Source organism: Micromonospora sp. LOL_015 (genome assembly GCF_048060275.1).
Lineage (GTDB): Bacteria > Actinomycetota > Actinomycetes > Mycobacteriales > Micromonosporaceae > Micromonospora_E.
The window spans coordinates 1-21,204 of sequence record NZ_JBHMIO010000012.1 but is presented as its reverse complement, the minus strand read 5'-3'; the positions used below and the strand labels follow the sequence as shown (position 1 = coordinate 21,204).

The window sequence follows — 21,204 nt, the reverse complement described above, 5'->3', positions numbered from 1 at the left end:
GGGGCCGGCCTTCGCGGACCTCGCCGGGCTGCTCACGGTCGCCCGCGACCGACCCGGCCTGGCCGACGAGATCCGGGTGGTACAGGCCGACGTACGGGCGGCGGCCCGCCAGTGGGCCGCGCAGGCGACCGCCGCCCGCGACCGGGCTGACCTGGCGTTGACCGACCGGGTGGACGCGGCACTCGACGCCGACCCGCGGCACGTCTTCGACCGGCTGGTCATCGGCGGCGGCTGGGCGGCCACGGCCGACTTCGCCACCCTCGACGCGCCGCCGGACACCGGGGACGGCCTGCCGCCGGTGCTGGCGGTGTCGCAGGGCCACGACCCGTGGGCCGACCGGCAGCAGCTGCTGATGGGGCAGGTCCCCACCGAGTTGGAGATCCCCGGGCTGCCGTTCCAGCCGGCGGACTTCGCCGACGAAGGCACCCAGTTCGCCCTCGCCAGCGACTTCGCGGCGGCGGTCGGCGCGGCCCGCGCGTACACCGGGATGCCCAGCTACCAGGGCACCGCGACCGCGATCACCCCCCGCCCGACCGACGCCGCCGGTTGGCCGGCCCACGCCACCTACCGGGTGACGATCGGCGAGCGCAGTTTCTACGCGGCCACCGTGGACATCGCCGCCGGTCCGGGCCCGGCGCGGGTGCCGGCCGCGCCGGCGTCGACCACCGGCCGGTACGTCGACCCGGCGACCGGCTACCAGGTCGACCTCTCCGGTCCGGTGCCGGTGTTCCGGGACCCGACCGGCCTGTCCGTCGACCCGGCGACGCTGCCCGCCCCGGTCCGTACGGTCCTCGGCGGCACCGACACCGACATCCTGACCGGCACGGGTACCAGCCAGGACGACCCGCCGCTGCTGGCTGACACCGCCGGCCGGCTCACCGATCCGCTGGTGGTCGATCCGGACAGCGGGTACGCGGTCGACCGGACGTCCGGCACGCCGTACGCGCCGGACGGCTCCCCGGTCCACTCGGCGGCGCTGCCGGCCGGCGTCGCGCAGCGGCTCGGCTTCGACGCCGACGGCCGGTTCACCGACCCTCGGCCAGCCCGTCCCCGGGTCGACTTCGGTGGGCAGAACCTGGCCGACGCGTACCAGCCGGGTGACCGGGTGCTGGTGTTCGGCGCGGGCGCCTCCGGGGCCTGGGACATCGAGCAGGCCGCCGCGTCACCGGCGGCCACGATCGACTGGTCGGCCCGCGCGGTCGGGCTGCCGCCGGCCGACCGCACCGGGGACCCGGCCCGGGATGCCGAGTTGCGGTATCAGCGCAGCTTCTCCGGCGGCTACAACCGCCGCAACACGTTGCCCGACGTCGGCGCGTACGACGTGGCCGCCACCGATAGCCGGATCGGTCAGACCCTGCGCGAGATCGTCTCCGCTCGGCACACGCTGGACGGTACGTTCCTGGTCGAGTTCACCGATGGCACCCGCCAGGAGTACGACCGGGTGGTCCTCTCCACCGGCCAGGCCCCCGAATACCCGGGCGGGGTCGCCGCCCTGGCCAGCACACTGGAGTTGCGCCCGCTGCACGGGCCGGCAACCGCCCGTGGCGGCAGCCACGACCTTCTCGGCCTGTCCGACGCCTCCGGCCAGCTGCGGATCCTCGGTGCCGCTGCGGTGGCCCGCCCGCTCATTCTGTCGCTCGGCGAGTTCCGGCAATCGGTGGAGTCCGAGCTGGGCAAACTGGCCGCAGCGCTGCCCGACGACTCACGCAACATCCCGCCGAGTATCCGCTTCCACGCCCAGCGGATCGCCGAGGCCAACCGAAGCTCGCCACCACCCCGGTCACACCTGCCCGAAGTCGACGTACCCACCCCGCCAGGCGATGTCGGGGTCGAGCCAGGGCAGCGGTCCGTGCTCGGCGGTGATCCGCTCGGCGATCTCCGGAACGTAGACGTCGATCGGGTCCTGCCCACCGACGGCGTCGAAGCCGGCACCGTAGGGAACGAGCTTGGCGCGGTTGCGCGCGAAGTAGACGAACCGCAGGTGGGGCAGGACCCGGGGGGCGAGTTCGGCAAACAGTTCGGCACCCACCGGGGTGATGCCGCAGTTGACCAGGCCCAACCAGCGGAGTTGGCGCAGGTACGGGGAGGCCAGCAGGGTGCGCAGTCCGTCGTCGCCGATCGGGTTGTTGTTCAGTCCGAGGCTGGTGAGTCGGGCCAGCAGCGGGCTCGCGGCGATCGGGCCGATCAGGTCCGGACCGACATCGGTGAGCCAGACGTGGCGGACCGGAACCCGGCGGTAGATCTCCGCGCCGCGGTCGAGGAAGTCGGCCCCCGGCAGCTTGACGAACTCGGCAAATCCGCGCCGGACGAGCCAGTTGGTGACCAGGCCGGCGACGGGCGCGCCGAGTCGGGGAGTCAGCCGGTGGCTGAGTACGGCGGCCCGATCGGACAACTCGTCGCTGACCGGGTTGCCGGCGACGACGGCCAGGTCGCAGGCGATCTCGGCGCGGATCAGCTCGGCGTGGTCGGGGTCGGTGGGTTCGATGGCGTCGGCGTAGCGCAGCCGCAGGTCCATGTCGTCGGGGTCGGCGAGAATGGCGGCGTACAGGGTGTCGCTGACGGCGGGCCGGGCGTCGCTGGCGTCGGACATGACCGCAGCGTATCGACGCCACCCACGACTACAAGTGGAGTGCCGGGCGATGACAAAGGACGACGCGCAGCAACTGATCGAACGGCTGGTCGGGACGGCGAATCCGATCGAGCTGCATCCGTTCGAGTTCGGCTGGCTGGCGAAGGAGACACCGTCGACCGAACAGCGGGCGACGGGGGCGCACGTCGGGATGGGCTGATACATCATCGACCAGTCGGGGACGGTGACGGTGCACAGCAGCCTGCCGATACCGGTGGTCATGAAGCAGTACGCGGCGGCGAGGCGGCAGGGCCGGATCAGCGGGCACCAGATCTGGCCGCGAGTCGGGACGGTGGACCAGCCGATCCCCGGCTGACCCGGATCCGGGCGCTGGCGGCCCGCTACACCGCCGCCGACCCGCCGACCCGGCTGGCGCTGCGTGCCGAGATCGGCGTACTCGTCGACCAGCTCGGCCTGACCGGCGGCACCCCGCAGGCGTACGCGCGGTGGGCGCAGCTGCCGCCGGACCTGGCGAACCTGCTGCTGCGGCTCACCTCACCGGTGATCGCTCCGGAGACCGTCCTGGCGGTGCTCGGCGCGGACCCGGCGACGCTGACCGAGCCGCAACGTGCCCAGCAGCGCGACTACCGGGCCCGGCTGGTGCACAACGGGTACGTTCCGTTCGCGCCGCAGCTCACCGAGCAGCTGCACCGGCTCGCCGTCGATGCCGAGCACGGTCAGCAGAGCCTGCCGATGTTGCCGGCCTCCGCCGGTCAGGTGATCGGGCTGCGCGCCGATCAGCTCGTCCAGCTGCGGGCCGTCGATCCGGCGCTGGCCGCGCGGATCGCCCGCGACGGGGTGTACGTCGACCTGACCGGCCAGGTCGACATCAGCCCGTACGTGTTGGCGAACGCGCCGCAGATCGACGTGGGCGGCGTACACCCGGGTTTCGACCTGGCGACCGACGCCGGCCGGCGGGCGCTGTTGGCCGAGGACGTCCGCCGGGCGTATGCGACGATCACCGCGACGTACGGGTCGAGCCCGGCGATCACCCAGCTGCTCGGCAGCCACAGCTTCCACTACCTGGCGCAGACCCGCACCATGGTGCTGGTCTCGGACGCTCTGACCCGGGCAATCCTCAACCTGGCGCCGAGCGCGCCGGTCGAGCAAGCGCCGGAAGCAGCACCGCTCGCCGTCGGCCCGACCGAGATCCACGTGTACGCCGACCGCCCCACCCTGCCGTCCGAGTCGACGCGCAGGTATTCGGTCGGGTACGGGCGACCAGTCGACCCCTACTCGGGTGCTTCAGTGCCACTCTGGCGTGGGATGCCCCGGCGGGAGCAGGTGCAGCAGGGCATTCTTGGTGACTGCGGCATGCTCGCCTCGATCGGCGCGGTCGCCGGGCACAGCCCGCAGACGATCGGTAATTTGTTCCGTCCCAACCCGGACGGGACGGTCGACGTCCTGCTGCACGAAAGCAGCCTCCCTGGCGACCGCACCACCCCGACCGGCCGACGGCTGCGGATCACCGTCACCCCGGATGTGCCGGTCCTCGCCGATCCGCCGCCGAGGGCCGCATACGCCTCGCAACCAGAGGTCGGGGCGGCGTGGGCGAGCATCCTGGAGAAGGCGCTGGCGGCGGTCGACCGGACCTGGACCGAGTCCCGGCAGGTCGCCTGGCAGCAGCAGTGGCGGGGCTGGCAGGGCTGGTCAGACCCGAACCAGGCCGCGCCGCGCGGCTACGCCCGGATGGATCCCGGCAGCACTCCCGATCTGTGGGCGGAGGTGCTGACCCAACTGACCGGCCTGCCGGCCCGGATGGGACGGTTCGACGTATCGCCGGGCAACGAACCCACAGTCGAGGCGATGCTCAGCCGGCTGCTGTCCGACGGCAATCCGGTCATCGTCAGCACCAAGGGGATCGACGAGTACGGGCTGGGTCCGGACGATGAACTTCCGTTCGACTTGCGAGACGGGCATGCGTACGAGTTGGTGGGTGTGAGCAACGGGCATGTCCAGCTCCGTAATCCGTGGAACAAGTGGCATCCCCAGCCCATGCCGACCCGGGCCTTCTTGGACTGGATGAGTAGGGACTTCGCGCATCTCGACCGGGTCGCACCGACTCAGCCCGGACCGCTGTCTCTCGGGCCACCGAGCAGCATCGAGCACAAGCCGGCCGTCGGGTTGACCGAACCCGTGCCTGTGGCAGCGTCGGCTGGCGGGGTAGCTGCCTCGGTGACGTCAGGGTTCGGCCGGACCGCTGTCGACCGAGACGAGCCGATGATCGTCTACTACGCGATCCGGACGTCGAGCGGGCGATCCGGGGGGATCGTCGTGGTCGTGACCGAAGCAGCCGACCAGCGGATCCTTGTTTACGGTCCGGGTGGCGACGTCTCCGCAGCGTCAGATCTCGGCGTAGTCGCCGGGACAGGCGACCAGTTGCGGCCTGTGGCCCGGACCGAAGCAGAGCGGATCGCCTCCGCCGAGTTGGGCTTCGTTCTGCCGGACGAAGCATCGCTGAGTGATTCAATAGTCGGCTGACGGACCCGGACAGGAGGAAGCATGGCTGCTTACCGGTCGTCGCTCGATTTGGTAACCATCCCGAACAATGCTGTCGCACCGGTAGGACCGGCAGATGTCGGGGTCCGTCGGCTGGAGCGGCGCGGAACGGTCTGGGTGAGGCTGGACGTGATGGAGCGCGGCCCCTACAGCGCAGAGCATAGCCACCGGTGCGAGTTGGGTGACACCTTCCCCGTTGGCGATGAGACCTGGTACTTCGCTGGGGCGCATTTCGAGAATGCTGGCCGGTGGCGGGTCACGGTGCGGCGGCTGGCGCCGGGTGAGGCACCGCCGGTGGTGGACGAGTCGACGGCGGTGACAGGGTGGCGGCCGGCGAAGCGGCAGCCGTTCGGCCTGCTCGATGAGGGTCAGTTGCAGGCGCTGGAGCAGGGGTTGGGGCGCCCGCTGCCCTGGGCTTACCGGGACTGGCTGTCGCAGACGAACGGTATGCAGCCGGTGGAGCCGCAGTGGGTGCCGGGTGCGCCGTTCACGCTGTTTCCGGGGCGGCCGCTGTTGGGGGTCCATCCGGAGTATCCGGCGTACGACCTGCTGGCCGCGGAGCGGGAGTGGCGGGTCGGGAAGTTGTCGACGGACTTCGTTGTCATCGCGGTCCCGATGGAGGGTCTGCTGCTGCTTCGGCTGAAGGAACCCCGCCCGGGCAGCGTCGGCTTCCTGCCGAAGGACCTGCTGGCCGGCCCGGGTACGGCAGATGCGATCGCCTGGCGGGAGCGACAGGTGATCACTACCAGCATGGGCTGGTCGTTCGGCGATTTTCTCGGCCGGCTCACCCCGCTCGATGCGCCAGGCGTAGCGTGAAGATCACTTGACGAAAATTCGGGCTGGCGTCGGCGTGTCGTCCGAATTTTCGTCAAGTGATCTTGAGGACTCCCGTCCTAGGTGGCGGTGATTGGTCGGTTTTGGGTGACTACCAGCTTTTATCCGGCATTCACTAGTTTGGTGCTGATCGATTCCCTATCCCTGGCTGGCGATTGAGATCTGTGCATTGACTGCGTGTGGCGAGATCCGTACGATCAGCCGAATACGCCACCACTTTTCCTAGCAAGGGGATGAAGTGAAGAATTCCACTAGCGTCAGGAAAGACACGGTTGTCGCGCCCACGCTGCTCACTCCGAGCCGGGTCGAGAAGATGCTCGCGCGTCGCCAGGCGGTCCAGGTGGTCAAGTTCCGCACGACCTGCACGGACTGCCTGCCCAACTACTAGCGCACCGCCGTCGGGCGCTCGGCGTCGCCGCGCGGTGCGAACGCCGGCGTCGCCGAGCCCGCGAGGAGCACCGTGCCGTGACCTTCCAATTGTCGGCGGACGATGTCCTTAGTGCGTTGAGCGTCTGTTGCGGTGAGCCGCTCGAGGATCCGGCCGAGGCGGTCGCGGCACTACGCCAAGGACAGCCGTCCCTGACCGCCACCCTGTACTCCGCGTGGGCTGCGGACGGCGTCACCCTCGACCCGGGGATTGCCCACGATCTCGAGTTGGCCACCTCGCGGGTCACGTTCTACCGCACCGTGGCGGCCGAGCTCGCCGCACGCGTCAGCGACCTGACTCCGATCAAAGGGCTGGAGGTAGCCGACCGCTACCCGGCCGGTCTTGGTCGCACCATGAACGATCTCGACTACGTCGCCGGCACCGAGGCCGCTCTGTGGCGAGCGGCAGCTCTGCTCATCGACGATGGGTGGGACCTGCACACCGGCACGTTCGCATGTTTCGGCGGTCGTCTCCACATGATGGTGAGTTTGCGACGCCCGCACGAATCCCGCTTCGTCCTGCCGTACGGCGTGGAGATCGCCACCTGGTGGTCGCTGGGTGACCTGGCCGGAGTACGACCGCTGACTGCCATGCCGCAACCGTGGCGGGCACCGGCGGTGAAGAACACCCTGATGCTCCTGTACGAGCGCTTCGAGCAACGCTTCCGGGCCCGGGACCTGATCGACGCCAGCCTGCTGGTGGCCTCGGCCTCCGAGGACGAACTGGCGACGCTCACCCGGGCACTGACCGCACTCGGGTTGTGGCCGGAGTACGCCGAACTTGCCGCGCTCGTCGCGCGGACGAGCCTGCCACCACTGCCACCGCCGCCCCGGCGCAACCAACTGGACACCCGCGCCCGCCGGGCGATCAGCAGTGCTGCCGTGCTGCGCCGTCCCCTCACCGGCATGGCTCGCCACCTGCAGCGTCGAAACATCAAAGGTGCCTCCGCCCGCATCGAACAGCGGTCCTGGGCGGCGGCCGCCGAGCGGCTCTCCGCCGGTGCGTCCGTCCGGGCCGGGGTGCTGGCCTTCGGCCTGCCACTGGACGGCGCCCCGCGAAGTGCTGCCCCCACCGCCACACTGCACGAGCGTGGTCGGCTGGCCTGGGTGGACAGCCCGGTCGGCAGGTTCCTGTTGACGATCGGCGACGAGGTCGACGAAGACACCGTGGCGGAACTGTCCGGCCCGGTGCCCAGTCCGGCGACCACCGGAGCGAATCCGTGACCGCCGCCGCCGAGATCGTCGGGCGGGCGTTGGACGACGACATCCGGGTGCTGACCCGTCACCGGCCGGGTGCCGAGATCACCACCGTGTCGGTGTGGATCCTCGCCGGATCCCGCGACGAAACCTCACCTGGCATCGCCCACCTGTTCGAACACCTGGTCATGCAGGCGGTGCCGCCCGGCCGGAAGATGCGGGTCATCGATGAGATCGAGTCGTACGGTGGCGAGGGCAACGCGACCACCGCCCGCGACTACGTCGTCCTGTACGCGCGGGTACCGACAGTGGACGCGCTGGCCGTACTGGACCTGCTCACCGAGGCCGCGACGGCCAACGAGTTCGACCCGGTCCTCGTCGAGGCCGAACGTCGGGTGGTCATCGAGGAGCTGCGCCTGGCTGAAGCCGACCCCACGGACATCGTCCACGACGTGTTCTTCGCCGCCATGTACGGCGACCACCCGATGGGCCGGCCGGTCGGCGGCAGCCCCGCCGACGCGCTCCGGCTCACCGCCGCCGAGGTCACCGCCTGGTCCCGCCGCCACGTGCGGGCCGGACGAGTCGCCGTCGTGGTCACCGGCGGTGTCACCCCCGCCGCCGTGACCACTGCGACGGCGCGAAGCGCCCTCGCCGGCCTGTCCGTAACGCACCAGAGCGCCCGCGCCGACCGGCCCGCGGCCGAGCCGTCCCGGCTCCCCATCCCGTTGCCGGCATTGGCTTCCGGCGAACAGTCCCGGCGGCTGGATCATCCGCTGCTCGGCGACACCGCGGCGGTGGTGCTCGGCGGACCCGCCTTCGCCCTGGCCAATCCGCGGCTCGCCGCTGCCGAGGTGGTGATGGAACTGTTCGCCGGGGGCAACACATCGGTCCTCGTCGAGCAGTTGCGTACCAATCTGGGGCTGTCCTACGACATCTGGGGCGACCTCAGCGGCTACGCCGATACCGGCGTCTGGCGGATCGCGGTCACCACCGCCGTCGAGCACCGCGACGAGGTGGCCCGGCTTGCCGTCGACCTCGTACGGTCGGCGGTGGCGGACGGCTGGAGCGACGCCCGCGTGGCGGTGGCCCGCCGACGCGCTGCCGGGCTGGTCCGGCTCGATGCCGAGGCCTCCGTCGATGAAACTCTCCTGCTGGGCCGGCACGCTCTGCTGGGCGGCAGTGCCGGCTGGTCGGTGGCCGAGTACGCCGACCGGATTGCAGCTGCCACCCCACAGCAGGTCCACAACGCCGCCGTGTCCATGGCGGACCAACTGGTGGTGGCCACCGCCGGCGGGTGACAGCCCGCAGCGGCCCACCCAGCAGACCGCCTACCGATGGAAGGGAGGGAAAGGGTGAACCGAAACATGAAGTTCGGCCGCAGGCCGCGGGTGAAGAAGAAGACGACAACGACCCGCAAGTGACCATCCCTTGCCGGCCGCACAACCGCTCGCTGATCCGCCGACCGACGGACTATCCGGCGCTCGACCCGGGAAGGAGGCCAGGATGAACCGCCAAGCTGTCCACACACGGCGCCCGGTCGTAAAAAAGAAGAAGCGGTGACCTGAAACAGACGACGGGTGCGGCCGCCGGCAGGTCCGGGGCCGCACCCGGCCCCATTCCGTGGCGAAGGAGCCTCCGCGTGAGTGAAGCAGTCGACTGGGAGCGTACGGTCTTCATGCTGCTCGCCCCCGATGCCCTCGCCCGCCACCTCGGCGGGCAGATCGTGGACCGGGTGGTCGACCAGGGATTCCAGCCAATGGCGTGGCGGGTGCTGTGGCACCGGCCGACCAACCTGGACGCGTTCCACGAACGCAACATCACCCAGGTGTGGAAGGCGTACCTCTACCGTCTCGTCGACCAGCTCTTCGACTTCGGCCCGACGGTGGCGCTTATGGTCCGCGACGTCCGGCCCGACCCGCGACATCCCAGCCACGCACGGCTGCGCCTGGCCAAAGGGGCGAGCGATCCCGCTGACGCGAGCCCTGGCACGATCCGTGCCGACCTCGGCTCCATCAACGTCATGCTGGCTCTGATGCACAGCTCCGACACCCCTGCCGACTCCCAGCGGGAGAGCGAGGTCTTCACCGACGGCGGGTTCGAGGGCGGATCCGGCACCGGGTTCGGCGGAGCTGGCGACGGGCCTGGGGGGTACGACGGCAGCGACCCGGCCGACCTGCGTACCCTGCTCGATCTGCTCAGCCGGAGCGCTCCCGCCGAGCGCCGGGGATACCCGCAGGTCCTGGCCGGTCTGCGCGCCCGGGTCCTCGCCCTGGCCTGGCCAGAGCTGTCCGACTCCGCCCGCCGCAGCGCGGCCGATCTGCTGGCTGATGACCTCAGCGGTCTCGCCGCCGCCGGGGCCGGCGAGAAGGCCGCCGGGCTGCTGGCCGGCGGGCATCCACTCGCGCCGATCCTGGCCGCCGAGTTCACCCCCGACCGGCCAGGGCCCGACCCGGTCCGGGTGCAGGACCTTCTCGCGGTCCACGGCGCCCGGCTCGACCCGTGGGAACGCCTGGTGCTCGCCACCTCACGCCGTTTTGCGCCGCGCCGGTGACCTGCCGTCGCCGGGATCAGGACGTTCGCTGTCCAGGGATGAGGGCGGTCGTCGATGCGGCGGTCCGCGCCGTGGCCATCAGCTCAGGATCGGTCGAGTGCAGCCAGGCCGTCAGCGGCGTACCGACGCATCCCCGGTCCTGTTTGGCCCGCGCCGAGCCTTGTCCGTAGCCGATCCGGCGGGCACCCTGCGCCGAGGCGAGCGGGACCGCTCCGTAGAACGCCGTGCCGAAGTAGGCGAACCGCGACCGGCGATCGGTGTAGTCGTAGCCGAGGGCCAGACACTGCCACCCGTCACCGAACGGTGCGAACAGCGCGAACCCGACGACGGTGTCCCCGGCGTCGGCGAGGACCACCTGTGCGCGGCCGCCGGCGACACCGTGCAGCAGCGACTCCAGCCGGCCGCGCTCGGCCCCCTCGTCGCAGCCGCCCCGGTACTTGCTGACCAACTGGCCGCGCAGCCGGGCCAGCGCCGGTACCACCGGGGTGATCGCATCGCCGGGCAGATGACGCAGCCGTACGCCGTTGGCGGTGAGCCGGGCCAGCTCGCGCCCTGCTTCCGCCGCCCGTTTACGGGGCAGCGACGCCAGGTAGGCGTCGAACCCGCCGCTGGGTACCGGAAGCTCCCAGGTCAGTGACAGTGGCATCGCCACGAACCCGGCTGCGGACAGGGCACCGGTCAACGCCGTCGCCTCTGGTCTGGTGTAGAGGAACGCCACCGTCGCGATGCCCGCGTTCGCGGCCCAGTCCAGGATGCCGTCGACGGCGACCGCGAGCGCGGCCGGGCTGGTCGCCGCCGGCCCGACGGGGAGGCATTCGTAGCCGGGCAGCATCACCAGCAGGTTCGGTGTCCAGCGGGACGGCTCGGGCACGGCCCGCCCGGACATCTCGGCCCGCCTCGACAACTCGGCCCGCGCGGCCCGCGACGCTTCGGTCAGCGGCAGCGCGGGAGCCTCACTGACCAGTACGTGGTGCAGGTCGAACACTTCACCGGGGCGGGGAACGGGCTGCACGGTGGCGTGCAGGGCCAGGCACGCCGCGCCGCCCTGTTCGACGACGAAGGTGAGTGTACGCCCGCCGAGTCGGCCCGCCATCGCACGCAGCCAGCCCGGTGTGGTCAGCATCGGCCCGCCGGCGGTCAACCGCTCCCACTGCGGGGCGATGCCCGGATGGACGCGTAGCCGGTAGTTCACAGCCGCATCACGTAGGCGTCGAGCCGGCGGGCGGTCAGCCCGTGCCGACGTTTGAAGATGTCGTTGCTGCGCCCGCCCTCCAGGATCGGCCGGCCCAGCCGCAACGCCAGCCGGACCGACTCGGTGAACAACGCCGCGTACGGGCTGGCGTTGCCGTCGACACGGTATTCGACACCGCAGGTCCAGGTGTGGAAGCGGTGCTGGTCGGTCAGGCACACCCCGGCCGCGACGAGCGTGCCCCGCTGACGGATTCGTAGCACGTGCGCGGCCGGGCCGAGGGCGGTGACGAACCGGGTGAACGTCTCGGTTGGGTAGAAACCGGCGTTGCCGAACCGGGCGGCGGTCCGGTCGCACAGCTCGGCGATCTCGACCAGGTCCGCGCCGTCCGGTGTGGTCACGTCGCAGACGAAACCGGCGTCGATCGCCCGACGCTCGTTGCGGCGCAGGTTGGCCCGGGGCCGGGGAGCCAGCCGGGCAAGATAGTCCTCGTACGAGGTGAGGCCGGTCAGGTCGGTGGAGTAACGGTCCACCAGGTGCCGCCCGGTCAGCCCGGCGGCGGTGAGCGCGGCCGCCGTCGGGCCTGACGAGTCCACATTGACCAACCCGTACCAGCGGGCCCTCCAGTCATCGGCGAGCCGGCGCAGGGTGTCCAGCAGTTCGGTGACCACGTCGGTGCGGGTGACCGCGCCGAGCAGTTGGGTGTCGTAGCAGTGCCAGACGTGGCTGAGCAACGCGCTGTCCCGTTCGATGCCGGGATGCAGGCGGCGGAGCCCGCCGATCGGGTCGGCGAGCCGGTGCAGCGCGATCGGTAGGACGGCCACCGGCCGTCCGGCCGGTTCCCGGGCCACCAGGTATCCGAGCCGCTCCAGCGGCGCGAGCGGCGCATCGTGGTACGCCGACAGGTAGCCGTCCTGATAGAAGACCGGTGTGTCACCGCTGCCGGCGACCGCATCCCACCCGGCCCGCGACGCCGCCCGTGGGTCGTCGTAGTGCTCGACGACGATGGAGCGGATCATCATCGCACTGTACCGGACACCGGCGGGCATCTATGGTTGCACAATGGCGTCAGTCTATTACCACACGAAGGTCGGCACGACCGAGGAATTGGCTGCGGCGGCGGGGCAGCCTCTGGTCGACGTGTTACGCCGCAACGGCATCCCGGTCAACTCCGTGTTGAGCTGGCGCGATGGGCAGGTGGTGTCGGAGGACACCACGGTTGTCGGCGTCGACGACATCATCGAAGTCCGGCAGGTCCGGCATTACGATCTGAATGTGATGCGCCGCCCGAAACGGCAGGTCTACGGGGTACCCAACTCGGTTTACACCAAGAGCATCGTTTTCGACGACAAGGGCGCCATCGAGGTCCGGGGCGAGCAGTTCGACGCTCCCGCCTTCATCCAGTATGTCGAGGAGGCGTTCGTCGACAGTGTCCTGTCCCGGGAGGTGATGCGCGACGGCGACCACGTGATCGTCGGGCTGTCCGGCGGGCGGGACAGCGTCGCCTACCTGACCCTGCTGGAGCGGACCAGGGACCGGCTGCCCCCACTGAACATGACGGCCGTGACCATCACCGGCCTGCCCGACTGGGAGGAGCCGGCGACGTTCGCCGCCGCCCGAGCCTCCGGCGAACGGCTGGGGATCGAGCAGGTCATCGTGACCGCGGCGGACGTCGAGCGGGTGTTCCGGCTACGCGGCACGTTCGTCGACTCGATGAACGAGATCGTCAGCGACGAGGGCAGCCACCTGACGATGGTCATCGGCCACCAGGTGCTGCGGCGGATGCTGGAGGAGGAGGCACACGCGCGCGGCGCCGGGGTGGTGGCGTTCGGCTTCAACGCCGACGACCTGCTGGCCAGCATGGTGACCTGGATGACCAGCGGATTCCGGATGGGTGGCATCCCGACCCGGCAGATCGGCGGCCTGCGGTACATCTTCCCGCTGTACCGGATCACCAAGAAGGAACTGACGCTGTACCTGGAGCTGGTCGCGCCGGAACTGAACCGACAGGGCACCCCGGGGCGGTTCACCACCGGGCCCGACGAGCGGTCCCTGGCGTACGGAATGACCGACCATCTGCTCGACCTGTGGCCGGGCATCGACTACTACATGTTCTCCGCGTTCGAGAACATGCAGCGCTACATGTTCCCCTTCATGGAGGCGGCCTGCCGCGTCTGCGGCGGGGTCTACCTGCAGCAGGAAGGTGTCGCCAACGCACCGGACCTCTGCGACGTCTGCGACTTCTTCGCCCGTCGCGAACTCACCACCGTGTCCTGACCGGCATGCCGCCGACCCCGTGGTACGAGCGCTACTTCACGGCCGACTACTGGACGTTCGCCGACGACGAGTACACGGCCGAACGCACCGCCGCCGAGGTCGCCTACCTTGCGGATGTCCTGACCACCCACGCCCCCGGCCGGCGGGTGGTCGACCTGGGCTGCGGGGTCGGCCGGCACGCCATCGGTCTGGCCCGGCAAGGCTTCGACGTGATCGGGGTGGACGTGTCCGGGTACGCGCTGCGGCGGGCCGCGAGCGCCGCCGAAGCCGCCGGTGTCACCCTCGACCTGCGTCGGGTGGACCTGCTCGGCGCGCAGCCACCCGGGTGGGGGCTGCCCGACGTCGACGCGGCTATCTGCGTACAGGCATTCGGCTGGGGAACCGACGCCGATCAGCTCCGCCTGCTGCGCGCGGTACGCCGCCTGCTACCCGCCGACGGTCTGCTGATCCTCGACCATTCCAATGTGCTCGCCATCGCCCGGCACTACCGCGACGAGGCACACGCGGACATCGGCGGCACCGCGTTCCACTTCCAACGCCGCTACGACCCGGCCACCGGACGCAGCAGCGGCCGGGTCGACGTCCGCCGGCCGGACGGCACCACCGCCGTCCTCCCCGACGACGTGCGCCTCTACCACCCGACCGAGGTGGGCACCCTGCTGACCCGTGCCGGGTTCGCCGTGGCCCGGACCGACGCGGACTTCACCGCAGGTGCCACGCTGACCATGGACACCCGCTACGTCCAGTACGTCGCCCGACCGGCACCGGTGGTGGCCTCGGCACTCGACGGTCACCGTCCGCCAACGCCACCAGACCCGTCACCGGGCTCGCCACCGGACCCGTCACCTGCCGGTGACCACGTCCCGGAGCCCCTGGACCTGCGCGCCGCCCCCGACGAGGCCGGGCCGGTCGAACCCGCGCTGGCCGCCGCGTGGGCGTCGCTGCACACCGGGCCGGCCGCTATCCAGCGGGCACGCCGCTACGACCTCGCCGACCCGTACGCGGCGCAGCGGCTCGCACCCATCGTCGCCGCGTACCTGCGCTGGCCGCCGGGTCGGCACCTGCCGCCCGAACGGGTCACCGCCGGTGCCGGTGCCACCGGCCTGCTGCACGCGCTGGCCCGGCTGGGCGACGGCGGCACCGTCCTGGTCGACCTGGCCGGCCATCCGGAGCTGCCCGGCGCCACCGGCGGCCAGGTCCGGGCCACGTCGCTGCGCGACCCGGCGGACGCGGTGGCCGCCGTGACCCACCACCGGCCGGTGCTGACCGTCGTCGACCGGCCCGGCCTGCTCGGCCCGATCTGGACCGGGGACCAGCTGCGCCGGGTCGCGCAGGCCTGCGCCACGGTCGGCAGCGTGCTGGTCGTCGACGAGACGCTCGGTGCCTACCTGCCGCCCGACCAGAGCGCCGCCCCGCTCACCGAGGAGCTGCCCGGCACCGTCGTCATCCGCAGCATGTCCAAGGGGTTCTGCGCCGGCGGGCTGCGGGTCGGATACGCCGTCGCCGCCCCGGACCTGGCCGACGTCGTCCGGCAGGTGGCGCCACCGCTGGCGGTCAGCGCACTCGCTCTGGACCTGGCGGCCGCGCTGCTCACCCAGCAAGATCCGCTGGCCGCACTGCGGGACCGGATCGCACAGGTGAAGCCGTACGTCGAGGAGCAGCTGATCGCCGCCGGTCTCACCCCACTGCCGACCGACCCCCGGCTGCCGTGGCTAGCCCTGCCAGGTGAGGACGGGGTACGCCGGATCCTGGCCGCCCGAGGAGTGCTCGCCAAGGAGGTGCCGTCGCTGGAGCCGGGCGGCCCACCGGGCGCGCTGCTGCGGCTGTCGGTCCCGCTGTCCGAGGCCCGCCTGGCAGCCTTCACCGCCGCGATGACGGCCGCCGCTGCCAGGGCCGCCGGCGGTCGACCCGCCCCGGCGGACCGCCGATGAGACTGTCCCAGCTGGTCGCGGCGGTGCACGACGGCATCGACGTCGACGCTGCCATGGTCGACGTCGCCGAGGTCGCCCGGCACGACCGCTACCAGGCCTCGGCCGGGATCCACGCAGCGGCCGGCTACGTCGCACAGCGGGCGGCGGACGCCGGCCTGCGCGACGTCACCGTGCACACCTTCCCGGCAGACGGGGCCCGGCGGTGGTGGACCTACCAGGCCCCTATGTCGTGGACCCCGGTGCGGGCCAGCCTCCGGCACGGCGGCGAGACGCTGATCGACTATCCGGCACAGCCGTACACCCTCGCGGCGTACTCGGCACCGACCCGCGCCGGCGGCGTCGCCGCACCACTGCTGCGCTGGTCGGCGATGTGCGCCGGCACCGACCCGACCGGCGCGCTCGTGCTGCTGGACGACGTCCGCGTACCGTTTCCGGAATGCGCCCGGCGGGCGGCGGCCGGCGGCGCCGTCGCGGTCGCCGCAGACCCGCTCAGCACCCGGACCGACCGGTTCGCCGACCAGGTCGGCCGGCTGGAACTGCTGCCCGGTGCGGCGTTGGCCGGCTTCAGCCTCACCGCCGCGCAGCTCGCCAGGCTCAGCGCGGCCGCCGACCGGGGCGAGGCGGTCACCGTCGAGGTGGCGGTGGCCGGGTCGACGGCCACCATGCCGGTGGTGACCGGGGTCCTGCCGGGCGACGGCGGCGGCGACGAGTTCCTGCTCTCGGCGCACCTGTGCCACCCCCGGCCCAGCGCCAACGACAACGCCTCCGGCGTCGCCGCGCTGCTCGCGACCGCCCGGCTGCTCGGTGCCCGGCCAGTCGGCGGACCGGATCTGCGTTTTCTGTGGGCGCCCGAGTTCGTCGGTGTCGCCGCGTACCTGCACGAGGTCGTGGGCGGCGGTACGGTGGCGCGGCCCAGCCTGGCGGTCAACGTGGACATGGCCGGGCAGGACCCGTACCGCTGCGGCAGCTCGCTGATGATCGAGCGAGGGCCGGACGACGTACCGTCGTTTCTGCCGGCCCTGGCCGGACGCTGCGCCGACCTGGTGCCGGCACGGGCCCGGTCCTACAGCGGCGCGGTGCCGTGCGATCCGGGGCAGACGGTCACCGCGCCGTTCTCCGGAGGTTCCGACCACGCGCTCGTCTCGGACGCGCCGACCCGGTGCCCGACAATGTCCTTCGGGCACTGGCCGGACCGGGCCAACCACACCTCCGCTGACACACTCGACATGGTCGACCCGGCCGAGCTGCGTCGCACCGTCACGGTGGCGGCGTCGACCGTGGCGGCGGTACGCGGACGCGCGGACCCGGCGTTGGCCGCCGACGTCGCCGACGCGTGTGCCGGCTGGGCCGCCGGGCACATCCTGGCGGCGCTGCCCGGCCGGCAGCGTCCGCCGGCACCGTTCCCGTACCGTGACGACGGCAGCCCGGTGCTGGACCCGGCCGGCGACGCCGCGTCGGTCCGGCGGGTGGCCCACCGCAGCGAGATCGTCGGCAGATGTGTCAGCACACTCACCCACGCCGGTGTGCCGACCGAGGAGATCGTCCGTACGGCGCGCTGGCTGGCCGACGTGTCCGCCACCGCTGTCGACCGCGCGCCGTGCGTCGAGCCGTCGGCCGACGACGAGGCGTCGGGTCCGGTGCTGGCCCGCGCCGCGCTCGGCCCGGTCAATCCCCGGGCACTGGCCGCCACCGCCGCCGATCGCGCCTGGCTGGCCGAACGCCTGGCTGAGGACCGGGGTGGCAGCCACGCCCGCGTACTCACGCTGCTGCGGGCCGTCGACGGCCGGCGTGGCCGCCGCAGCGCGGCCTGGTGGGCGGCGCTGGCCGGCGAACTCCCCATCTCGGTGGCGTTCGCCGACCGGGTCTTCGACATGCTGCACCGGGCCGGCTGGGTCGTCCCGGTGCCCGATCCTGAGGATCTCGACGCGGCTGAGGAGATCGATGCGACCCGTCATCCTGCGTGACCGCAACATGCGGCTGCTCCTTGCCGGTCAGGCGTTCAACATGTTCGGCAGCACGATGATGGTCATCGTGTTGGCGATCTGGATGAAGGACCTCACCGGATCCACCAGCGCCGCCGGCCTGGTCTTCCTGCTCATGGCGATCGCCGTACTGCTGTCGCCGTTGACCGGTCTGCTGGTGGACCGGCTGCCGCGCCGGTGGCTGATGACGGTCAACGACGGGACGATGGCGGTCCTGATCCTGGCACTGCTGACAGTGGACGACACGGCCGACCTGTGGCTGGTGTACGTCGTCACTTTCCTGTACGGCTGCTCCGGGCAGATCTACCGGGCTTCCCGTGGCGGACTGCTGCACTCGATGCTGCCCGACGACAGCCTCGGCAACGCCAACGGCGTACTCAGCAGTCTCAGTCAGGGGATGCGGGTGATCGGGCCGGTCGTCGGCGCCGCGCTCTACACCGCCAGCGGTATAGAGGCGGTCATCCTGGTGGACGCCGCGACGTTCGCCCTGTCCGTCGCGTCGCTGGTGCTGCTGCGCCGGCCCCGGGATCTGGTCCGGTCGGCCGACGCCACGCAGCGGGGCTCGCTGGCGACCGAGGTCGTCGCCGGGGCCCGGCACGTGGCCCGCCATCCGGTCATCCGGCGGATCGTCGTCGCCAGCGCGGTCGCGTTCGGCGGTGCCGGCATGATCAACGTGGCTCTGTTCTCGCTCGTCAGCGACGGGCTGCAGCGTCCGACCGCCATCATCGGGATCCTCGGGGGCGTCCAGGGCGCCGGCAGCGTCGTCGCCGGTCTCCTGGTCGGTCCCGCGATGCGCCGCTACGGCGAGTACACCGTGGCCTGCGCCGGCTTCCTGCTCAACGGGGTCGGCCTGGCGGCGGCCAGCACCGCCACCCTGACCGGAGTCGCCGCCGGGGCGGTCCTGGTCGGGTTGGGGTTGCCGCTGATTCTCGTCGCCGAGGTGACTCTGGTGCAGCGGCGCACCTCCGCCGAGCTGCAGGGCCGCGCGATCGTCGCGTCTGAGGCGATCATCAATACGCCGTACGCCGTATGCATCGGTGTCGGCACCCTGGTCGTCGGCACTGTCGGGTACCGGCCGATCTACTTCGCGGTCGCCGCAGTCTTCATCCTGGTGGGGGCCGCGCTGCTGCCGTTTTGGGCCCAGACACGGCCGCAGCGGCCGGCTGACGTCTCGCCCGTCGGCACCGCCTCCTAGCGGTCCCGTGTCCTGGCGGCCGCGTGTCCTGGCGGCACGGCAGTCTCAGCGGCCGCGCCAGATCGCCAGCGGCACCACCGTTTCGTCGGCCGAGTCGGCGCCGTGTTCCCAGCTCAGGCTGGTGTCCGGCACGGGGAAGCGTTCGTCTGCGGCGACTGCGATCACCGGGCCTACCCGGTCCCGCAGTGCTTCGTCCGTGGCCACGATCCGGGCCGAGGAGCCGAGCGCCGCAGCGAGTCGGCCGCCAAACTCGCCTTCGTCGCCGGGGGCCGGGTACAGCCACCGGACCCGGCCCGCCCCGCCGGCCGGGAGCAACCGCCGTGCCGGATCGTCCAGAGCAGACCATGCCCGCACCAGGTCCTCGTCCGGGGTGCACCGGACCTGGCCGTGGTCCGAGTGGCCGATGACCGTCCAGCCGGCCTGCGCCCACCGGGCTGCCCGGCTGCCCAGCTCAGCCATGGCCGCCACGGCTCGTTCGTTGTAGCCGTGGCGGTGCAGGTAGTCGTCGAGGTTGATGTAGGTCCACAGGAGCATCGGCTGCCGCCGCCGCACGTCGCCGGCCTGCCCGCCGATCTGCTCGTCGACTTCTTTCATCGCGGCGTCAACCAGCAACGCAGGGTCGCGGGCATGCCGGGCGAGCGTCTCCGACGGTGCAGCCGGGACGACGGTCGCGCCCCGGAGCAGCGCCTGCGCCCATGGGCCGGGTAGGTGGGCGATCTCCCGGGCCACCGCGCGGCACTGCACGCCGTCGCCTGCAGCCCGGTCGAAGATGGTCGGGTGCTCGATCACGAGTCTGGGGTCGCCGCCCGGGTCGGCCGGCCCCTGCGCCAACACCTGGCCGGTGACGGCGTACACCAGAGTGCCACGGCCGGGGACGCGGTAGACCATCCCGGGTACGCCGTGCTGAGCCGGCCCGACTCCGGTCATGGCGGTCAGCCAAGCGGTTGTCGACGTGCTCGGAAACGTGCTGGCCAACTGGGTCAGCTCGGCGGTCCGCCAGCCTGCCGCCAGCGCTGCGTCGTATGACAACCCGTCAACGGCAAGCATGATCACCCCACGGCGTGCCCGGGACAGTTCGTCGCAGACGACATCGGGCATGTCCGCCAAGGAGGTGTACGGAGCCGACTTCACAAATCTTCTCCTCCTCGGCTTGTGAATCACCGGCGCCACCGCCGCCGCCGGGCTGGCCGGAACCGCCGCCACCATGTGAGGCTGAGATACCTTATCCGCCGGTCGAAAGGTATCTCAGCCTCACATGATCTTGGTGATCCCGGCTTGGTGGGTGTCGGCGGCGGGGGTCGGTCAGGGTGAGCCGTGCAGGACGACCCGGTAGCCGAGTTGCTGGCCGTATGTCATCAACGGGCGCAGGGTCGGGACCAGTTCGGTCGCCTGTGTGGTCCAGTGGTGTCCCCGGTTGCTGTCGAGTCGGCGGTGGCGGACAGATGCCGGCGTCGTCTGCCGTTGTCGCCGCGACTCGCGGCGCAGGTGGTGCAGCCGCTTTGACGCCGTGGACCGGCCGGAGTGCCAGTCGAGCCAGCGTAGCCACCAGTCACGTAGCATTTCGGTGATCATTTCTCTCCTTCTTGATCATTTGGTCGATGGTCGGGTTTCTATGCGCCGGGGTAGTCGGTAGAGTCCGTGGCGCTGGACGAAGATCTCGCGTCGTTCGGCGGCGTTGCCGTGGCGGTCGATGACGTATCCGGTGAGCCAGATCCACCCGTCGTAGGTCCATTTGCGGTCGACGGCGATGACCCGGAGTCGGATGGCGCGGTCGTCGGCGAACTGGACGCTGGCTTCCCTGCCGATGATGAGTACGTCGCCGGGTTTCGGCTCGGGTGTGGCGAGTAGTCGGCTACTCACCGGGCCGTTCCGCTATCGGGTAGGTCGTACGCCCGCAGTCCGGGCACCACCTGGACTTAACCTTGAATGACCACAGCCCGGCGCAGAAGCCGAGCAGCGCCGCGCCGACGACTGCCCCGATTCCTAGCATGGCCGCATCCTCCTGTCGCAGGTGTCGATGGCTTCGAAATCGAAGATGAGCACGTCTGCTGCGTGAAGTTCCTCGATCAGGTCGTCGAAGAGGTGGCTGTGGTGTGCGGAGAGGGTTTCGTGGGCGGGGACGATGATGTGGTGGACGTCCTCGACGAGGAGGCCATGCATCAGGTGGTCGAACGCGGCTCGGCTGGTCGCGCGTTCGATGAAGACGGCGATCAGCTCGTAGCCGTGGCTGTCGGCGAACTGCTGCATGCGTCGCTCGGCTTGGTCCACGATGGCGTTGCTGGTGTTGGCGTGCGGCGGCAGTAGGCGGATGTAGCCGTACAGCGGCGGTTTCATGGGTCTAGGGCGTGTATCAAAGTCGATCACAGCCACTCGTTGATCGCCGCGACCTGCACGGTCGCCTCGTACCGGACCGCAAGCTTGTCGTAGCGGGTAGCGACGGCACGGTTGCGCTTGAGCCGGTTGATCCCGCACTCGACCGCGTGGCGCTGCTTGT

At 71.2% G+C, this 21,204-nt stretch carries 15 protein-coding genes and 1 pseudogene; 8 read left to right on the top strand and 8 right to left on the bottom strand.

Going from position 1 to position 21,204, the window contains the following annotated elements; all coding sequences use genetic code 11:
- Positions 1-1,780: 1,780 nt before the first annotated feature.
- Positions 1,781-2,515 carry a hypothetical protein gene (locus tag ACFHWU_RS12815; protein WP_416590677.1) on the bottom strand — a complete coding sequence of 245 codons (735 nt, stop codon included), beginning with the start codon at positions 2,513-2,515 and terminating at the stop codon, positions 1,781-1,783.
- 2,616 nt (positions 2,516-5,131) lie between these two features.
- Between ACFHWU_RS12815 and ACFHWU_RS12810 the strand changes: the two genes are divergently transcribed.
- The 4 genes from ACFHWU_RS12810 (at position 5,132) to ACFHWU_RS12795 (ending at position 10,136) form a co-directional block, all read left to right on the top strand.
- Positions 5,132-5,944 carry a DUF6406 domain-containing protein gene (locus ACFHWU_RS12810; protein ID WP_416590647.1) on the top strand — a complete coding sequence of 271 codons (813 nt, stop codon included), beginning with the start codon at positions 5,132-5,134 and terminating at the stop codon, positions 5,942-5,944.
- 483 nt (positions 5,945-6,427) lie between these two features.
- Positions 6,428-7,612 (top strand): hypothetical protein, encoded by a 1,185-nt coding sequence (locus ACFHWU_RS12805; protein WP_416554045.1) that lies wholly within the window; start codon positions 6,428-6,430, stop codon positions 7,610-7,612.
- Positions 7,609-8,883, top strand: a complete 1,275-nt coding sequence (locus ACFHWU_RS12800) for a M16 family metallopeptidase (RefSeq protein WP_416590646.1) — start codon at positions 7,609-7,611, stop codon at positions 8,881-8,883. The genes ACFHWU_RS12805 and ACFHWU_RS12800 overlap by 4 nt, the downstream gene beginning before the upstream one ends.
- Positions 8,884-9,224: 341 nt before the next feature.
- Positions 9,225-10,136: a nucleoside-diphosphate kinase gene (locus ACFHWU_RS12795; RefSeq protein WP_416590645.1), complete on the top strand. Its 912-nt coding sequence runs from the start codon at positions 9,225-9,227 to the stop codon at positions 10,134-10,136.
- 16 nt (positions 10,137-10,152) lie between these two features.
- Here ACFHWU_RS12795 and ACFHWU_RS12790 read toward each other — a convergent pair whose 3' ends face one another.
- Both ACFHWU_RS12790 and ACFHWU_RS12785 read right to left on the bottom strand, forming a co-directional pair.
- Positions 10,153-11,328: a hypothetical protein gene (locus tag ACFHWU_RS12790; RefSeq protein WP_416590644.1), complete on the bottom strand. Its 1,176-nt coding sequence runs from the start codon at positions 11,326-11,328 to the stop codon at positions 10,153-10,155.
- Complete coding sequence (locus ACFHWU_RS12785; RefSeq protein ID WP_416590643.1) at positions 11,325-12,347, bottom strand: GNAT family N-acetyltransferase; 1,023 nt, start codon at positions 12,345-12,347, stop codon at positions 11,325-11,327. Before ACFHWU_RS12785 ends, ACFHWU_RS12790 begins: the two co-directional genes overlap by 4 nt.
- Before the next feature lie 40 nt (positions 12,348-12,387).
- Here ACFHWU_RS12785 and ACFHWU_RS12780 point away from each other — a divergent pair, with 40 nt between their 5' ends.
- Genes ACFHWU_RS12780 through ACFHWU_RS12765 form a run of 4 tightly spaced genes read left to right on the top strand, consistent with a single transcriptional unit; the run spans position 12,388 to position 18,710 of the window.
- Positions 12,388-13,602, top strand: a complete 1,215-nt coding sequence (locus tag ACFHWU_RS12780; protein ID WP_416590642.1) for a hypothetical protein — start codon at positions 12,388-12,390, stop codon at positions 13,600-13,602.
- A 5-nt stretch (positions 13,603-13,607) separates the two neighbouring features.
- Positions 13,608-15,533: an aminotransferase class I/II-fold pyridoxal phosphate-dependent enzyme gene (locus ACFHWU_RS12775; protein WP_416590641.1), complete on the top strand. Its 1,926-nt coding sequence runs from the start codon at positions 13,608-13,610 to the stop codon at positions 15,531-15,533.
- Positions 15,530-17,497: a DUF4910 domain-containing protein gene (locus ACFHWU_RS12770; RefSeq protein WP_416590640.1), complete on the top strand. Its 1,968-nt coding sequence runs from the start codon at positions 15,530-15,532 to the stop codon at positions 17,495-17,497. The genes ACFHWU_RS12775 and ACFHWU_RS12770 overlap by 4 nt, the downstream gene beginning before the upstream one ends.
- A complete protein-coding gene (locus tag ACFHWU_RS12765; RefSeq protein ID WP_416590639.1) occupies positions 17,475-18,710 on the top strand; it encodes an MFS transporter in 1,236 nt (411 codons plus the stop codon). Before ACFHWU_RS12770 ends, ACFHWU_RS12765 begins: the two co-directional genes overlap by 23 nt.
- A 45-nt stretch (positions 18,711-18,755) precedes the next feature.
- Here the strand turns inward: ACFHWU_RS12765 and ACFHWU_RS12760 are convergent, their stop codons facing one another.
- The 5 genes and pseudogenes from ACFHWU_RS12760 to ACFHWU_RS12740 all read right to left on the bottom strand — a co-directional run.
- Positions 18,756-19,841, bottom strand: a complete 1,086-nt coding sequence (locus ACFHWU_RS12760; RefSeq protein ID WP_416590638.1) for an alkaline phosphatase family protein — start codon at positions 19,839-19,841, stop codon at positions 18,756-18,758.
- A gap of 171 nt (positions 19,842-20,012) precedes the next feature.
- A complete protein-coding gene (locus tag ACFHWU_RS12755; protein WP_416590637.1) occupies positions 20,013-20,282 on the bottom strand; it encodes a hypothetical protein in 270 nt (89 codons plus the stop codon).
- A 15-nt stretch (positions 20,283-20,297) separates the two neighbouring features.
- The gene (locus ACFHWU_RS12750; RefSeq protein ID WP_416590636.1) at positions 20,298-20,570 is read right to left on the bottom strand and encodes a hypothetical protein; all 273 of its coding nucleotides are present in this window, start codon (positions 20,568-20,570) and stop codon (positions 20,298-20,300) included.
- A 123-nt stretch (positions 20,571-20,693) separates the two neighbouring features.
- Positions 20,694-21,044 carry a hypothetical protein gene (locus ACFHWU_RS12745; protein ID WP_416590635.1) on the bottom strand — a complete coding sequence of 117 codons (351 nt, stop codon included), beginning with the start codon at positions 21,042-21,044 and terminating at the stop codon, positions 20,694-20,696.
- 26 nt (positions 21,045-21,070) lie between these two features.
- Positions 21,071-21,204 (bottom strand): annotated as a pseudogene (locus ACFHWU_RS12740) (IS5/IS1182 family transposase); the annotation flags it as partial.

Coding starts and splice junctions, on each gene's coding strand:
- ACFHWU_RS12815 (WP_416590677.1), bottom strand. CDS start 2,515: ATGGACCTGCGGCTGCGCTACGCCGACGCCATCGAACCCACCGACCCC.
- ACFHWU_RS12810 (WP_416590647.1), top strand. CDS start 5,132: ATGGCTGCTTACCGGTCGTCGCTCGATTTGGTAACCATCCCGAACAAT.
- ACFHWU_RS12775 (WP_416590641.1), top strand. CDS start 13,608: ATGCCGCCGACCCCGTGGTACGAGCGCTACTTCACGGCCGACTACTGG.
- ACFHWU_RS12765 (WP_416590639.1), top strand. CDS start 17,475: ATGCGACCCGTCATCCTGCGTGACCGCAACATGCGGCTGCTCCTTGCC.
- ACFHWU_RS12785 (WP_416590643.1), bottom strand. CDS start 12,347: ATGATGATCCGCTCCATCGTCGTCGAGCACTACGACGACCCACGGGCG.
- ACFHWU_RS12755 (WP_416590637.1), bottom strand. CDS start 20,282: ATGATCACCGAAATGCTACGTGACTGGTGGCTACGCTGGCTCGACTGG.
- ACFHWU_RS12770 (WP_416590640.1), top strand. CDS start 15,530: ATGAGACTGTCCCAGCTGGTCGCGGCGGTGCACGACGGCATCGACGTC.
- ACFHWU_RS12780 (WP_416590642.1), top strand. CDS start 12,388: ATGGCGTCAGTCTATTACCACACGAAGGTCGGCACGACCGAGGAATTG.
- ACFHWU_RS12745 (WP_416590635.1), bottom strand. CDS start 21,044: ATGAAACCGCCGCTGTACGGCTACATCCGCCTACTGCCGCCGCACGCC.